This window comes from Streptomyces sp. NPDC087845 (assembly GCF_044742755.1).
Classification (GTDB): Bacteria; Actinomycetota; Actinomycetes; order Streptomycetales; family Streptomycetaceae; genus Streptomyces.
In genome coordinates this window covers 40,028-55,165 of record NZ_JBIUVC010000025.1, presented here as the reverse complement: position 1 = coordinate 55,165, position 15,138 = coordinate 40,028, and the positions used below count along the sequence as shown (strand labels likewise).

The 15,138-nt window shown below is 69.1% G+C and carries 11 protein-coding genes and 4 pseudogenes; 11 read left to right on the top strand and 4 right to left on the bottom strand.

Annotated features, from left to right (window positions below; genetic code table 11):
• Positions 1–356: 356 nt before the first annotated feature.
• A pseudogene (locus ACIOMQ_RS37565) lies at positions 357–1,412 on the top strand (tyrosine-type recombinase/integrase); the annotation flags it as partial.
• Between the two features lie 276 nt (positions 1,413–1,688).
• Here ACIOMQ_RS37565 and ACIOMQ_RS37560 read toward each other — a convergent pair.
• Positions 1,689–2,348 (bottom strand): annotated as a pseudogene (locus ACIOMQ_RS37560) (TniB family NTP-binding protein); the annotation flags it as partial.
• Positions 2,349–2,673: 325 nt separating this feature from the next.
• Between ACIOMQ_RS37560 and ACIOMQ_RS37555 the strand changes: the two are divergent.
• Positions 2,674–2,856, top strand: a complete 183-nt coding sequence (locus ACIOMQ_RS37555; protein ID WP_402192250.1) for a hypothetical protein — start codon at positions 2,674–2,676, stop codon at positions 2,854–2,856.
• A 66-nt stretch (positions 2,857–2,922) separates the two neighbouring features.
• On the opposite strand, the pseudogene ACIOMQ_RS37550 reads toward ACIOMQ_RS37555, so the two are convergent.
• The 3 genes and pseudogenes from ACIOMQ_RS37550 to ACIOMQ_RS37540 form a co-directional block, all read right to left on the bottom strand.
• A pseudogene (locus ACIOMQ_RS37550) lies at positions 2,923–3,117 on the bottom strand (hypothetical protein); the annotation flags it as partial.
• Positions 3,118–4,562: 1,445 nt separating this feature from the next.
• Positions 4,563–5,267, bottom strand: a complete 705-nt coding sequence (locus ACIOMQ_RS37545) for a TnsA-like heteromeric transposase endonuclease subunit (protein ID WP_402192248.1) — start codon at positions 5,265–5,267, stop codon at positions 4,563–4,565.
• A gap of 249 nt (positions 5,268–5,516) precedes the next feature.
• Positions 5,517–6,926, bottom strand: coding sequence for a DNA-binding protein (locus ACIOMQ_RS37540; RefSeq protein WP_402192246.1), 1,410 nt, complete (start codon positions 6,924–6,926; stop codon positions 5,517–5,519).
• A 187-nt stretch (positions 6,927–7,113) separates the two neighbouring features.
• Between ACIOMQ_RS37540 and ACIOMQ_RS37535 the strand changes: the two genes are divergently transcribed.
• The 9 genes and pseudogenes from ACIOMQ_RS37535 to istB all read left to right on the top strand — a co-directional run bounded on the left by ACIOMQ_RS37535 (position 7,114) and on the right by istB (position 15,087).
• Entirely contained in the window at positions 7,114–7,722 is a 609-nt protein-coding gene (locus tag ACIOMQ_RS37535) for a hypothetical protein (RefSeq protein WP_401271307.1), read from the top strand.
• A 147-nt stretch (positions 7,723–7,869) separates the two neighbouring features.
• Positions 7,870–9,153 carry a hypothetical protein gene (locus ACIOMQ_RS37530; protein WP_402192244.1) on the top strand — a complete coding sequence of 428 codons (1,284 nt, stop codon included), beginning with the start codon at positions 7,870–7,872 and terminating at the stop codon, positions 9,151–9,153.
• Positions 9,154–9,476: 323 nt separating this feature from the next.
• On the top strand, positions 9,477–10,238 hold the full coding sequence (gene istA, locus ACIOMQ_RS37525; RefSeq protein ID WP_402192241.1) for an IS21 family transposase: 762 nt from the start codon (positions 9,477–9,479) through the stop codon (positions 10,236–10,238).
• A 116-nt stretch (positions 10,239–10,354) separates the two neighbouring features.
• The gene (locus ACIOMQ_RS37520; RefSeq protein ID WP_402192238.1) at positions 10,355–11,428 is read left to right on the top strand and encodes a tyrosine-type recombinase/integrase; all 1,074 of its coding nucleotides are present in this window, start codon (positions 10,355–10,357) and stop codon (positions 11,426–11,428) included.
• Entirely contained in the window at positions 11,425–11,745 is a 321-nt protein-coding gene (locus ACIOMQ_RS37515; protein ID WP_402192235.1) for a helix-turn-helix domain-containing protein, read from the top strand. The genes ACIOMQ_RS37520 and ACIOMQ_RS37515 overlap by 4 nt, the downstream gene beginning before the upstream one ends.
• 429 nt (positions 11,746–12,174) lie before the next feature.
• Positions 12,175–13,266: a hypothetical protein gene (locus tag ACIOMQ_RS37510; RefSeq protein WP_402192233.1), complete on the top strand. Its 1,092-nt coding sequence runs from the start codon at positions 12,175–12,177 to the stop codon at positions 13,264–13,266.
• A gap of 70 nt (positions 13,267–13,336) precedes the next feature.
• On the top strand, positions 13,337–13,777 hold the full coding sequence (locus tag ACIOMQ_RS37505; protein ID WP_402192230.1) for a hypothetical protein: 441 nt from the start codon (positions 13,337–13,339) through the stop codon (positions 13,775–13,777).
• Positions 13,756–14,292 (top strand): hypothetical protein, encoded by a 537-nt coding sequence (locus ACIOMQ_RS37500; RefSeq protein WP_402192228.1) that lies wholly within the window; start codon positions 13,756–13,758, stop codon positions 14,290–14,292. The genes ACIOMQ_RS37505 and ACIOMQ_RS37500 overlap by 22 nt, the downstream gene beginning before the upstream one ends.
• Positions 14,289–15,087 (top strand): annotated as a pseudogene (istB, locus tag ACIOMQ_RS37495) (IS21-like element helper ATPase IstB). Before ACIOMQ_RS37500 ends, istB begins: the two are co-directional and overlap by 4 nt.
• The last annotated feature ends 51 nt before the right edge of the window (positions 15,088–15,138 follow it).

Below are 15,138 nucleotides of genomic sequence, written 5' to 3'. Positions count from 1 at the left end.
AGAAGATCTGGACCGCGGGTCTCCCGGTGGTCGAAGACGACGGCCGCCGGGTCTGCCGGCTGTCGTTCTGCACCCTGTGGGCTCAGGGGAAGTCGCCGTTCTGCCACAACCACAACTCCCGCTGGCAGGCCGTCGGCCGCCCCGAGATCGAGGAGTTCGTACGCCGCTGCGAGGCAGCGGGCGACGATCGGTTCGACTTCCGACCGCTGGACGGCCAGCGGCAGCTGCGACTGGAGCTGCAGTACGCACTCCAGTGCCGTCACGACGACCGGCAGGTCAACACCCACAGCTCGGCCGTCGCCCCGGTGATCCGACTGGCCGCCGCCAGCGGCACCGCGTCGTTGCTGGAGTGGCCGATGGAGCGGTGGAGCGAGTACTACGCGGCGATGCGAGGTGCCAGCCACAGCCAGAACGGGCAACTGGCCTTCCTACGCTATGCGTACACGCATCTGGAAGACCTCGTCCACGGCAACGGCTGGGAGAGCGAGTTCCCGCGCGACGTATGGGAACTGCGCCGACTCGGCATCGAGGGCACCCGGGCCCGGCTGCGGTTCGACCGCATCACCCAGCCGTGGCTGCGCGAGCCGGCCAAGCGATTCGTGCGCTGGCGGCTGAGCATCGGCCGCAGCATCAACCAGGCCGTCGTCGACATCCTTGCCCTCAACCGCTTCTCCGGCTTCCTGGCCGATCCCCGCGTCGCCGCTGACAAGCTCGCCCGCGTGGACCGGACCGTCCTGGAACGCTACCTCGCCGACCTGGCCCAGGACTCGCGCTCGACCCGTTCCCGCAGCCGGGACATCGGCTCGCTCAACGCGTTCTTCAACGCCGTGCGCCGCCACGGCTGGGACCAGAGTCTCCCGGCGAACGCGACCTTCTACCCCGACGACTTCCCCCGCCCCGACAAGCGGCTGCCCCGGGCGCTGGCCGAGCACGTGATGGCCCAGGTCGAGCAGCCCGCCAACCTCGACCGCTGGCACAACCCCGACGGCCGCGTGCTGACCTTGATCCTCATGCGCTGCGGACTGCGCGTCGGCGACGCCTGCAACCTGGCCTTCGACTGCATCATCCGGGACGCCGACGGCGCCGCCTACGTGCGCTACCTCAACCGGAAGATGAAACGCGAAGCCCTGGTCCCGATCGACGAGGAAGTCGAGAACGAGATCACCACGCAGCAGCAGCGCGTCCTGGACCGCTGGCCCAGTGGCAGCCGGTGGCTGTTCCCGGCACCCCGGATGAACCCCGACGGGGCCCGGCCGCTGACCACGCACTCCTACCGCGGGCAGCTCGACCTCTGGCTGGAGCGGTGCGACGTCCGCGATGAACACGGCAGGGCAGTCCATCTGACGCCACATCAATGGCGTCACACTTTTGGGACCAGACTGATCAACCGGGATGTCCCGCAGGAAGTCGTACGCGTCCTGCTCGATCATTCCTCCGGCGAGATGACGGCCCACTATGCCCGGCTTCACGACGCCACCGTCCGCCGACACTGGGAGAAGGCCCGCAAGGTCAACATCAAGGGCGAGAGCGTCACCGTCGATCCGGAAGGCCCTCTGGCCGAGGCCACCTGGGCCAAGCAGCGGCTCGGCCGAGTGACCCAGGCCCTGCCCAACGGCTACTGCGGCCTGCCGGTACAGAAGACCTGTCCGCATGCCAACGCCTGCCTGACGTGCCCGATGTTCGTCACTACCTCCGAGTTGGGCGCCGCGTATGCCGCTGAACAGGGGTGTGGCGGCGACGTCGATGCCGGTGTAGACGAAGGTTGCTTTGATGCGTTCGGTGAGGTCTTTGAGCAGGTCGGCGGCTTCGGCACCGGTGGTCGTACGCGGGTTGAGGCGGTGGATCTCGTCGATGAGGACCAGGCGGACGCCGGCTTGGGTGTAGGTGTGGCAGACGGCGCTGGTGATCTGGGCCTGGGTCATGCGGGTGGTGACGGGGATGCCGAGGTAGCGGGCGAATTCGATGGCGAGGGTTTTCGCGGTGGCGCCGGGCGGCACCAGCAGGTACGCGACCGGCACCTGCTGGTGGGTGCGTCCGGGCGGGGCGGGGTGTTTGCGGGTGTGGGCGAGGTGGCAGGTGCGTCCGACTTCGAGGAGGGCGGTGGTCTTTCCGGCCGCGGCGGGGCCGGTGACGATCAGGGAGGGCCGGGCCGTGGTCTGCTGGTGGCGGCCGAGCAGCATGAGGGTGCGGACCTGGGTGGCGAGGGTGTTGATGGCGGGGGTGCGGACGGTGACGAACGCGGAGTGGTAGGCGAGGCGTTCTTCCGGGCTGCGGGGTGCGTCGCCGGGCTGGGGCGGGGCGAGGGGCGGGGTGGTGGCGAAGTGCTGCCAGCCCTGCCAGGTGGTGATCGGCCACTCCGGCTCTGCCGCGTGCGTGCCGGGCAGTGGTACCTCGGTGTCGGTGGTGGCGTGGTGGTTGTGTGCGGGGTTGGTCACCAGTTGAGGGCTTCCTGGGCGGGGTCGTAGAGGCCGAGTCCGGTGTACGGGACGGGCGCGTCGCCGTTGTCGACGGTTTCCTCCTCGCCATCAGCCTGCTCTGGGTCGTCAGGCAGGTCGTCGAGGTCGTCGAGACTGTCGTCGTCCCATCCGTCGGCCTGAGGGCCCGGGTGTGGGGCGTGCGGTGGTCGGCCGCCGGCGGGGGCGTTTTCAGCGGTGCGGTGCGGGTGATCAGGCGTTGCTCGCCTGCGGTGGCGGTGCTGGTCTGGGCTCGGCGCATGAGCTGGTCGAGGGCGTCGGCGAGGTCGGCCTCGTGGGTGTCGCGGTCGCCGTGGCGGGCGGTGATGGTTTTGATGTGCTGCCAGGTGGCGCTGTTAAACGGCTCGTGGATGTGGTCGCGGTGGATCCACGGGATCTCTGACAGGTGTCCGTCGGGCAGGCGGATCCAGACCTGGCGGGCGTCGTGGGGGTTGGTGTGGACTTCCCATTTGCCGCCGCGCGCCGTGACGGGGGAGGGCTGGCCGCGGTAAGGGGCGAGGACATCGTGGTCGTAGGTGCGGTGGTCGACGCGGATGCCGCGTTCGGTGATGGCCTGCCAGCGCACCGGCAGCAGTTCGAGGTAGTCGCTGCCGCTGAGGGGGAGGGGCACGTGGCCGGCCACGGCGACCAGCGCGGCCCACATCTGGTTCGGGGTGAGGGCCTTCTTGGGCAGGGTGGGGTGGCGCAGGCCTTCGTGGGGGCGGTGGTGGTAGTGGATCAGCCATTCGTCCAGCAGGTCCTGCAGCTGGGCGACGCTGAAGCAGGCCTCGGTTTCGGCATCCGGTCCGCGGCGGGTGACGTCAGAGCCGGTGTAGCCGGGCAGGTGCTGGCACAGCAGGGCGTTGATGGTGCCGAAGGTGCGCTCGACGATGCCTTTGGCGGCGGGGGCGTGGGGCGGGGTGGGCTGGACGCTGATGCCGAGAGTTTCGCAGGCGGCGCTGAACGCCGTGGACAGGTAGATCTTGCCCCGGTCCACGACGATCGTCTCGGGCACCACGACCGGCCGGGCGGCGGCGCCCTGAAGGCGTTCGTCCAGGCTCATCAGCCTTTTCAGGTGGGGGAGTTGGGTGTGGGCGAGGCGCAGCGCGTCGGGCCAGGAGGGGCGGGCCGGGTGCGGGACGGCCATCTCCGCCAGCAGCAGGGCCGCATCCACGGCCTTGGTGCCGGCCGGGCGCAGGACGGCGGCGAGGATGGCGCGGGTGGCGACATCTACGGCGATCGTGAGTTCGGGCCGGCCGGTGGTGCCGTCGTCGAAGACGGCCAGGACATCCAGCCGCGTGGTGTCGACCTGCACCTGCTCGCCCGGCCGCAGCGCCACGGTCGGAGTGAACGCCCGCCTGCCGGCCGGGGAGGGCAGAGTGCGGGCGGGGCGGTGGGGGTTTTCGGCGGGACCGGCGAGTTGGTGGACGAGCCGGTAGAAGGTGGCCTGGGAGGGGGCGGTCACTGTGCCGCGGCCATGCCGGTCGGTAAGGATCTGCGTGACCAGGGGCATCAGGCCCTTGACGGTGCCTTTGGAGCGGCCGCGCTGGCGGCGCAGCGCTTCCTCGATGGCGGTGATGACGCGTTCGTCGGTGCGTCCGGTAGGCACGGGCCGGCGGGTGGTGCGGTGGTCGACCAGCCCCCACAGGCCCTGCTTGCGGTAGGCCAGGCGCATGCGCTGCACCGTGGTCCGGGAGACAGGTCCGAAGCCGATCGCGGTCAGCTCCGCGGCCTTGGCCTCCTCGCGCTGTGCGAGCGTGAACCGGTCGGGATCGTACTCGGCCCGGGGCACCCCGCCGCTGTCCGTCCCGCCGGGCAGGCCGGACTCCACCTCGCGGATGTGCCGCTGCCAGGCCAGCGCCTTGCGCCGTGCCTCCTCGGGCGCGGTTTCGAACAGACCCCACTGCGTCACGGCCTGGGGCATCTCGGCGCCCACGATGGTGAAGGACGGGTCGGCGAACAGATGCCCGGCCACGACCGTCTCGTCTTCGCCTGTCTCGCCGGCTAGGTGGACCTGCTGCCCCGCCACAGCGATGACCTGCCAGACGCGGTCACGAAAACGGACGTGCGCTCCCACCTGCAGCACCGGCCGCCCGCCACGCCGCACGCTCATCGTCCATCCCCGCTGCCCGGGCCGCCGCGGCCGTTCGCACCGTCGGCGCCGGTGCTGACGAGGACCCGCTCGTGCAGCGGCGTCTCCAGGTCTGTCGTCAGCTTTCCGTGCCATAGGGAGTGGAAGACGACGGGCAGGACTTCGATCGGGTCGCCCGCCGCTTCGGCGCCCTCGATCAGCGGCCGCGGCTGTGCGAACGTCTCACGGACGGCGGCCGCGAGACGGGGACGGCCGGCTTTGCGGGGGTGGCGGTAGCCGGCCAGCCATTTCAGGTTCGCCGTCAGGGTCTTCTCCAGCGGCTCAAGGCGCCGGTAGCTCCAGCCGGCCTGCGCGCACGCCGCCTCAAGGACCTTCGCTGCCTTCCGGGCCCGTTCACCGCCGGCCTCCGGGTGGCTGGGACAGTCGGCCAGCACAGCGGTGCCGTCGCGGTGGCGGGCGAAGAGCTGCGGTACCCACGAGCGCACCTGGCCGCGCGCGTCCCGCCACAGCAGACGGACCGGCCGCCCGGCCAGGCCGACCACCTCAGGATCGCGGTCCAGCACCATCAGCTGCGCCCGCATCGCGGCCGACCCGCAGGCCACATGCCGGCCGGTCGTGGCCGACCACCACTGGCCGGGCCCCCACCGCCGCCCTGGCACCACCGGGAACGCCGACACCGGCTCCAGCTCCTCGAAGGCCACCGCGAGGACCGCGTCCGCCACCGCTGCTGCACCACCTGCCCGACGGGGTCGACGAAGACCGCCTCCCACTCGGATCCGGTATCCGTCTGCATGTGCTGTGAGCGGCCGCCCGATGCGGCCGCTGTGTTCTTGCTGCCCACGCGCCCCAGTCAAGCCCGTTCTGCCTGCTTGGCGGGCGGCTTCACGGATTTTGATCACGAGTGCCGGGCGATGAGGTACCGCCCCGGCGGACGACGGCCCGTGCACGCCTGCCGGCTTCCTGATGCATGCTCACCGCCCTTTTGTCTGCTGCTCGTTGTGGTGGTCGGCGAGTGCTTCGGCGAGGACATCGGCCGGCAGGCGGGCCCAGCGTGCCAGATCCTCCAGTGCCATCCCGGCCGTGAGGGCTCCTGCTGCGGTCTCCCGTACGGCCTGCTCGATCAGTGTGGCGGCATGGCCGAGGTTGCCCAGCAACTGCTGCGCGGCGTCGGCGGTCTTGCCGTACTGGGCGCCGCGCAGCTGGGTCAGCTGCTCTTCTGCGTCGTTGACCAGGCTGGTGATCAGCGCCCGCTGCTCGGCCGGCACCGCAGAGCGCCACGTGGTGCCCGAGCCGGGCGCGCTGCGTTCCTTGGACAGGACGCGCAGTTGTCCGGCCATGGTGACGGGCTGGTGCTCCTGCCTCAGCCACCACGGATCGTTGCCGTAGCCGGGCGGGCCCCCGGCGCCGCGGCGGATCCGGATGACCGCGCCCATCCACGAGGTCAGCGGGCCGCCGTAGTCGGTGGCGGCCAGCGGCCCCAGCCACCACCCCCGCCCGACACGCTCGCCCAGCCGGCGGCAGAACGACCCGTCGGCGGGCAGCGGTCGCGGTCGCCCGGCCCCGCTGTCCCTCCACACCAGCTCGGCCATGACCGGGTCCAGCAGTGCGTCGGCGACGGCCACCACTTCGGGGAAGACGACGGCGTCCCGGCCCACGATCCGCCACCGCTCCAGCTCTGTTCCGGCGTTGCCGCCCGCCACCTGGTGCAGCCGCTGCGGCCAGATCGCCTCGCGCTCCCAGTGCAGGGCCTGTTCCCACCACCGGGCGACCACCGCGTGTGCCAGCGCGAATACTCTCTCCGGCTCGGCCCCCGTCCGTGCTGCCCGCCGCGCCATACCGGCCCACCGCCGCTGCGCCGCGGCCACCTCCGGCAGATCCCGTACGTCCAGATGCTCCAAGGGCTGGTCGGCGTCCGCGTCCAGGAGCCACCGCCCGTGCCGGAAACACACCCGCTCCCATCGCGGCGTGTACCGCACCACCCGCACGGCCATCCCCGTACGCCGGGCGGCGCACAGGCGGCAGCCGAAGGCGACCGGCCCGGCGACCGTGCCCCCGGTCCGCCAGGCCGCCGCCGGCACCCCGTTCCTTCCGGCCGACAGCTTGGCGTCCTCCTGTCCCCAGGACGGCAACGCCCGTGCCAGCATGTCTTCTTCGACGCCGCACAGGCCTGCCAGGAGATGCCGTCCGGCTGCGTTCAGCAGTACCTCGGCGTCGGCCCGTGCGCCCCCGCCGTCGTGCCCTGGCGGGTAGTTGCGCCACTGCCAGTACGACCGCAATACCTTCGCTTCCATCCCGTAGCGGCTTGCGATGCGGCAGATCAGCGACGAGGTGGTCTCTCCCTGCAGGGGAGCGGTCCGCAGGAGGCCGGGATGATGGGTCACTCCACCACGGTCTCGTGTTCGCCGATCCGGGCGGGCGTGTTCGCAGTAACCGTCCGGTCCCCAGCCCGCCGTCTGCTTACTTCCCCAGGCCGTGGGTCTCTCTTTCCTGGAGCCAGCAGGCGTGGGCGTGCCGGGGATTCAGCCATTCGAGCGCACCGTGATGATCCGATCGCACTAAGCTACGCCTGTGGTGGTTGGCGAAGATGCTCAGGTGAAGGGCTTCTCGGGAGCCCGCAGAGCCAAGCAGTGGCTCGAGGGCACGATGCGTATCTTCGGCGCGTACGCGAACACGGACTCGGAGTCCTGCGGTCGCCGGCTCACTCTGTCCTGGCCGTACGGAGGCCGGACGTTCTCCTTCGATCTGGGGGGCGCCATGCGCGGCGACCCCTACCAGAACGACATGTTCTGCGCGGAGGTCAAGAACTACGCGCAACCCAGCGACCAGGGAACCCAGTTCGACGAGTTCCTCGCCAAGTGCTACGTAGCCGCCCAGGCCCAGCACCACCTCAGCGATCACTTCATGTGGATCACCTGGGCACCCTTCCGCGCGAACTCCTGGTCCACCCTCAACTCACCCGGCCAGGTGGAAGCCGCGGTCCTGCAGCACAGCAGCCGCGTCTTCGGCACCAGCGACACCGAGGAAGCCCGAAAACTCCTGGACAGCGAACTCGCCCAGTCGGTCGCCGCACGCCTGTGGCTGATCGTGCTCTCGGACAAGCAGGAAACCCTCCTGCCGCTCAAGGACTGGGCAGCCATCGTCGCCGCCGAACTCACCCGCAGAGAGGGCTCGTGGTGAACATCGTCGAACAGTCGATCTCCCAGGCCATGGACGAGCCCGACGACCGGATGATGTTCACCCGGGTCAAAGACATCGTCGCCCGGCACCTGCGCCGCATGGACCCCGGCGCCACCGTCACCAAAACCGAGTTCTTCAACCACACCCATGTCCCCGACATGGTCCTCGAATGGCCCGGCAGACCCCGCACACCGCGCCGGTTCATCTATCTGCGCACCACATCGGACCAGCGCGAACTCGAGGACGACCTCCACCGCCTTCCCCGCGCGGACCGGCCGGTGCTTCTCGCTCTCGGTCAACTGCCCACTGCCCGGCAACAAGGGGATCTTCCCCCCGCTTCCCGGCAGCAGCACCGCGCTGCTCCTCGACGCCTCCGCGCTCGGCGCACTCCAGCCGGCCGACGACTCTCCTGGCATCCCGCATCTGGTGTCCCGCTCCGTTCTCGAAGGCGGCCGCGGCACCCTCGACAAAGCGGCGACCGAGAAGTTCCTGAACACGGTCGTCCAGGGAGCCGAGGCCGCCCGCGTGGGGGAACGCGTTCCCACCCGCGATGCCGTCGACGCCCTCACCGCACGGATGACCACCGACGTCGCCGACCGGATGTCAACCTTCCTCGCAGCGCTCTGGCAGGGCGGCGGATCCACACTCGCCAGCTTCCCCGCACCCCAGCGAGGCGTCGGCCATCTCGACGAGACGGCCCTGATGTACCTGCTGGAATCCGAAGAAATCGCCGACGCCGCGTTCTGGGACCGGGTCGTCCGCATGATCAGCCTTTCCATCCTGCTGCGCACCCCGGCCGCCGGCACAGGCAACCTTCAGCACCTGATGCGTGAGGCGATCCGGCTCTGGACCAGCCGCGTCTGCATGATCGTGCCCGGCACGGCAGACGCGGACATCAGCCCGTGGCGCTGGGCGGTGAAGGCCGGACAGCTGATCCTTCAGACCCCGCGTTTCCATGTGCTGGTTGCCCAGTCCCGACGCCAGCTCCCGCAAGGGCAGGAGCACGACCTGCCCCGCCTCGACGAGGTGAGGAACAGGGCCGACCGCTTCGGCATCCCGTTGACCTCTCTTCGCATGGTCGTGACGGACCGCCACGTCGGATACGGAGGCCCCGGCGACGACATCTCCCACGACGCCCAACTCGACGGCATCAGTGACGCGCTGGGACAGGCCGAGGGAGTCATCGAGGCCGAAGCCCGCATCCCCTCCGGCGAGACTCTCCAGTGCCTGTTCGGCACCGGAATCGCCAGCGCCCGCGGCGCACGTACCCAGGTACCGCTGGACGCCCTCCTCGGAACCACGGCACGCCTGCTCTCAGATCTCTCAAGTGACGAAGCCGAGAAGATCACCCAGCTTCTCGGTACTCAAGGTCCACCCCCCCGACCAGCCATGGAGTCAGCCCAGCTTCGACGACGTATAGGGCTTCGTTGAAGTGGTGGCCGCCCCGAGACCAGGATGGCCGTCTGAACCGCTCCAGGTACGACGGTGGCCGACTACGCAGGTTCTCCTCCAGGTTGTCCAGGGTGGAGCCCAATCCGAGGTCCTACTGCTGCCCAGCCTGGGGCCACAGGTCAGCTGGACAGTGCAGCAGCGAGCATCTTGTTCACGATGGCTTTATTCACCAGTAGTGCCGTCAGTTGTTCACGGGTTTGGGAGGCACTCAGATCCACGGTCGGGTGATGTTCACGAGTTTCGACAGCACTGGGGTACTTGCCAGGGCAGCATCGGGGTGCTCCTGGTGAAAGGTCCTGGTCATGCCGCAGATGTCCAAGGTCGAGCTGTACGCGGCGATCCGGCGTGATCACCGTGCCGGCATGAAGATGCGCGAGCTTGAGCGCAAGTACAACGTGTCGTGGCGAACCGTGAAGAAGGCCGTGGACTCGGTCTGGCCGGAGCCGCGCAAGAAGCTTCCGCCGCGGCCGACCGCGCTGGATCCGTACAAGCCGGTCATCGACGAGATGCTTCGGACAGACCTCGACGCGCCGAGCAAGCAACGGCACACGATCACTCGGATCTTCCACCGGCTGGTCGAGGAGCACGGCGCCGACGTCTCCTACCAGATGGTCCGGCGCTACGTCTCCGACCGGAAACCGGAGATCCTCGCGGCCTCGGGCAAGGCTCCGGTGGAAGCGTTCGTTCCTCAGTCCCATCTGCCCGGTCACGAGGCGGAGGTCGACTTCGGCGACGTGACGGTGCGTCTGGCCGGCGAGCTGGTGACCTGCTATTTGTTCTCGCTTCGCCTGTCCTACTCGGGCAAGGCCGTGCACCGGGTTTTCGCTTCGTGCGGCCAGGAGGCGTTCTTCGAGGGGCACGTGCATGCGCTTCGGACGCTGGGCGGTGTTCCCCGGACCAAGATCCGCTACGACAACCTCAAGTCGGCCGTCGCCCAAGTGCTGGGGCTGAGCCGGGCGAGGGTGGAGACCGACCGGTGGATCGCTTTCCGCTCGCACTTTGTCCATGTTCCCGTGGGTTCCCTGGGCCCCTGGGCTTCGCTGGTGACCTCGATGGCTTCCTGACCTGGTCTTCCCTCCGGCACGATACGGCAGGGTGATTAGTGCTCACTTCTCGGAAATCCTGAAGTATTCTCGGCTGTTGCAGCAGAGTCGTCGGATAGCTGAAGAGGAGGACCGGGATGGCATTGGCTGTCGTGCGCGATCTACGGCCGGAACTCCGGTTGGAGGCAGCCGAGGAGGTCGCTGCCTTCGAGCAGGATCTGCTGGCCGAGTTCGTCCTCGCCCGGGCCTCCGCCGGCGTCCTGGACGGCACCATCCGCGGTGACGTCGGACCCGTCCTTGCCCTGCGTGAGTGGTTCGGCCGGCCTCTGTGGGAGATGGAGCCTCAGGATCTCGACCGCTACTTCGGCCGGCACCGCCGCGACTCGGCTTCGGGTACCAAGGTCCGCCAGGCGGCTGCCTTCGCGGTGTTCTTTGAGTTCCTCGAACTCCGCCACAAGGCAGCCATCCACGCCGCCACCGGCTTCGTCGTCGAATCCCCGCTGGACGAGGTCAACCGGCCCCGCGGGGGCACCTCGGGGAGGCTGCGGATCCCGCCGCCGGAAACCGAGATCGCCACGCTCTTCGGCGGCTGGCGATCCGACATGGAAGAGGCTCGCAAGTACGCACCGGCCGCCAGGAACTACACCGCCTCGCGGCTGGCCAGCCTGATCGGACCCCGAATATCGGAGTTGTGCCTGTTGCAGATCGGCGATGTCCGCTGGGACTTGGGCCGGTTCGGTAAAGTCCTACTCAAGGGCAAAGGCAGCCGGGGCCGGGGCAAGAAGGAACGGCTCGTCCCGCTGATCAACGGCTCCCGCGACCTGCTGGAACGGTGGATCACCGGGCCTCGCTGGGAGTTCGACGACAAGGTCAACGACCCTCGGGCCCCGCTGTTTCCATCCGAGCGTCGCTACGGCGACGGCTCCAGCAGACCCGTGACCGACGACGCCCTGCGAAGCGGGCTGGCCGAGACGGTCGCCCGGTATCTGCCTCATCAGGCCGGCCAGCTCACGCCGCATCTGCTGCGGCACTTCGCGGCCTCCGACCTCTACCGCAACGGCATGGACGTCGTTGCCATCCAAGAGATGCTCGGACACGAATGGCTCAACACGACCATGATCTACGTCCACGTCGAGAAGTCCCACGTCGAAGACGCCTGGATCCGCGCCGGTCAACGCGCCACCGCACGTTTTGGAGGGACAAACCGATGAAGTGGAATCTGCGGATGGTCGCCGCTCAGCGCGACATCTGGAAAGCCTCAGAGCTCCAACGCCTGCTTGCTGACGCTGGATTGGCGATCTCGGCGGGAAAAATGTCCCATCTGTGGTCCGGACGGCCGCTGACCGTCCGCCTCGGCGACCTCGACATCATCTGCGACGTGCTGAACTGCACGCCGGCCGACCTCCTCATCCCAGAGAAAAGCACCGGTCGGCGGGAAGCCACGACAGCGGAGACGGAGAAGCAGGTCGTCGGCGGCACCCCGATCACCCACCAGCGTCGACAAGGTCGTTCGGGGCCGCCGCTGTGAGCACGCCCGTCCGGCGATCACGGCCCTGGGCCACCCGCAGCTGCCGGGATTGCATGGGCTGGGGCCGACTCGACCGCTCCCGCTGCAAGGCATGTTGGGGCTTCATCGCGAAAGCGACCGACCGCCACTGCGACGTCTGCCGACGCGAGGTCGCCGCGTTGGACGGGATCTGCCGCCTCTGCCGCCACCAGGCCGGCCTGATCGCCGGCCCCGGCAACAAGACGCGCGTTGACCTGACGGTCGCCGCCCGCACCGGACACCAGCTGTTCATCATCGGCACCCTGCGGTCTCGCGGCGGACCGCCACCGCGACCGGTCTCGTCAGGGCCATCGGAGGTGCGGCTGCACCGTGTTCCGCCGCACTGGACCGAGCTCACACTCTTCGAGATACCCCGCGACCTGCGCGGCGTCAGCAGCAAAGCACCACTTCTTGAGCACCCGGGCCGCCCGGATCGCGGAACTGCGCGGCTGGCCGCCCCGCACCCTCGGATCAGTGGGACGCGGCATCCGGATCCTCTGCGCGGTCCACCGGCCGGGTGAGCGGATCCGGGCCTCGACCATCGCCCAGCTCACCCACACCGCAGTGCCGGCCAGCCATGTCCTGGAAGTGTTCGAAGACCTGGAGATCTTCCTCGATGACCGGCCAGACGCCCTCGACGCCTGGTGCACAGAACACCTCGCATTCCTCGCCCCGGACATTCGGGCAGAGCTGGACACCTGGGTCAAGATCCTTCGGCACGGGACTCCTCGCCGAGGCCCCCGAGCCCAGGCCACGATCGGTACCTATCTGAGGAACATCCTGCCGTTCCTGACCGAGTACGCTGCAAAATACACAACGCTGCGTCAGGTCACGCGGGACGACATCACCAATTGGCTTGCTCACCGCCCCTATCGCGCCCACGATGCCAGTGCCCTGCGGTCGCTGTTCCGCACGCTCAAGGCCGAGCGACTGGTCTTCGCCAACCCGATGCGCGGCGTCAACGGCGGCAAGCCAGCAACCACGATCCCCACATCGCTCACCACGGACGAGGTGGAGTTCGTCGCCCAGGCCGCCCGGCAGGACCCGGCTCTTCGCGTGGTCGTCGCCCTGGCTGGCATCCATGCGCTGCCCGCCCGCCGGATCCGCTCGATGCTGCTGGAAGAGGCGGACCTGCCCGGACGCCGTCTCGACCCCGAGGGCCTGGACCGCCCTCTGGACGACTACACCGCCGAGGCGATCACCGACTACCTCGCCCACCGTCACCGCCGCTGGCCGAACAGCACCAACCCGCACCTGCTGATCAGCAGGAACACGGCCACCACCACAGCGGCGGTGGGCACATTCTGGATGGACCGGCTGGTCAAGGAACTGCCAGTGGGCGTCGACCGGCTGCGGCAGGACCGCATCCTCGAAGAAGCCCTGGCCAATGGTGCCGACCCCCTGCACCTCGCGCACGTCTTCTCTCTCGGCACCAGGACCAGCCTTCGCTACACGTCCGCCGTCGCTACCTCGGCCGCTGAGCAGGGACCGCCCACCCCCTGAACAGCAGTGCCCATATGGGCCAAGCTCCGGTCAGCACCCGTGGGTTCGCCCCGAGCACCCTTCAGAATTCGTGAACCCACGGGGGATCAACATCGAGAGCTTCTACTGCCGCCCCGGCATCGAAGGCGCCCACGAGAAGGGCGGCGTCGAGGGGATGATCGGCTACTTCCGCCGCAACCACTTCACCCCGGTCCCGGAAGTCGACTCCCTCGCCGAGCTCAACGAGATGGTCGACCAGTGGGACCTGCACGACGGGCACCGCCGGATCGGCTCGCGGCCTCGGACCGTGGACGAGTACTTCGCCGTCGAGCAGCCGCTGCTGATGCCGCTGCCTCAGGAGCCGTTCGAGACGGGCCGGCTGTTCACGCCACGGGTCGACCGCTACAGCCAGATCAACGTCCGAACCAACCGCTACTCCGTTTCATCGGCAAGCGGGTGCGCGTCGTCCTGCATGCCTCTCACCTGGTGGTTTACGACAGGAATGTCGAGGTGGCCCGGCACGAGAGGCTGATCGCGAAGAGCGGATTGCGCCTGGACCTCGACCACTATCTTGAAGCCCTCATTCGCAAGCCCGGTGCTTTCCCCGGCGCCACAGCCCTGGAACAGGCCCGGTCCGCGGGCAAGTTCACGCCGGTCCACGACGCCTGGTGGGCCCAGGCCCGCAAGGTCCACGGCGAGCGGGACGGCACCCGGGCGCTGATCGAGGTCCTGCTGCTGAACCGGCACCTCGCCCACGAGCACGTGGTCGCGGGCCTGGCCACCGCTCTGCGGGCCGGCGCCCTGACCGCTGACGCCGTCGCCCTGGAGGCCCGCAAGGCCGCCCAGGCTGAGGACGAGCCAACCATCGGCGCATCCATCCCGGCGCCTCCGGGGCAGACGCCGGCCACCGTCACGTCGCTGCACGAGTGGCGGCTCACGCACCTCCCGCCGGACACCAGGCCGCTGCCGTCGGTGACCGCCTATGACCAACTGCTCCGACGCCGCCGCACCAGCGGCGGCGACCATCATGAAGGAGAAGCCCAGTGACCCTGCCCCGCCAGCGAGGCTTGACCGAGCAGGCCGCCGACGCCGCGATCGACACCGCCTGCCGCCTGCTGCGGCTGCCCTCGATCCGCAACGAGTTCAACGAGATCGCTGACCGGGCGATGAAGGATCCAGATGACCTACCGCGGCTTCCTCGCCGAGCTACTGATGACCGAGTGCGACGACCGGGCCCGCCGCCGCTCGGAACGACGAATCAAGGCAGCGGGGTTCCCGCGGGAGAAGTCCCTGCGGGCCTTCGACTTCGACGCCAACCCCAACATCGACGCAGCCACCATTCACACCCTCGCCAGCTGCGAATGGATCAAGAAGAGCCAGCCGCTCTGCCTGATCGGCGATTCCGGCACCGGCAAGTCCCACATGCTCATCGCTCTGGGCACCGAGGCCGCCATGAAGGGCTACCGCGTCCGCTACACGCTCGCCACGAAGCTGGTGAACGAGCTGGTCGAGGCCGCCGACGAGAAGCAGCTCAACAAGACCATCGCCCGCTACGGCCGCGTCGACCTCCTCTGCATCGACGAACTCGGCTACATGGAACTCGACCGCCGCGGCGCCGAACTCCTCTTCCAGGTCCTGACCGAACGCGAGGAGAAGAACAGCGTCGCCATCGCCTCCAACGAATCCTTCGGCGGCTGGACCAAGACCTTCACCGACCCCCGCCTCTGCGTGGCCATCGTCGACCGCCTCACCTTCAACGGCACCATCATCGAAACCGGAACCGACTCCTACCGCCTCGCCAGCACACGCGCACGGGCCGAAGAACCTGCCCAGGCCGGCTAACCGCTGCAAACTCCGGGGCCACCCCTGCCAGCTCCCGACCAGGCGACCGGC

Bases quoted from the DNA above. Each gene is read 5' to 3' on its own strand.
- ACIOMQ_RS37530 (WP_402192244.1), top strand. From the start codon at position 7,870: ATGTCCCCGACATGGTCCTCGAATGGCCCGGCAGACCCCGCACACCGC.
- istA (WP_402192241.1), top strand. From the start codon at position 9,477: ATGCCGCAGATGTCCAAGGTCGAGCTGTACGCGGCGATCCGGCGTGAT.
- ACIOMQ_RS37520 (WP_402192238.1), top strand. From the start codon at position 10,355: ATGGCATTGGCTGTCGTGCGCGATCTACGGCCGGAACTCCGGTTGGAG.
- ACIOMQ_RS37515 (WP_402192235.1), top strand. From the start codon at position 11,425: ATGAAGTGGAATCTGCGGATGGTCGCCGCTCAGCGCGACATCTGGAAA.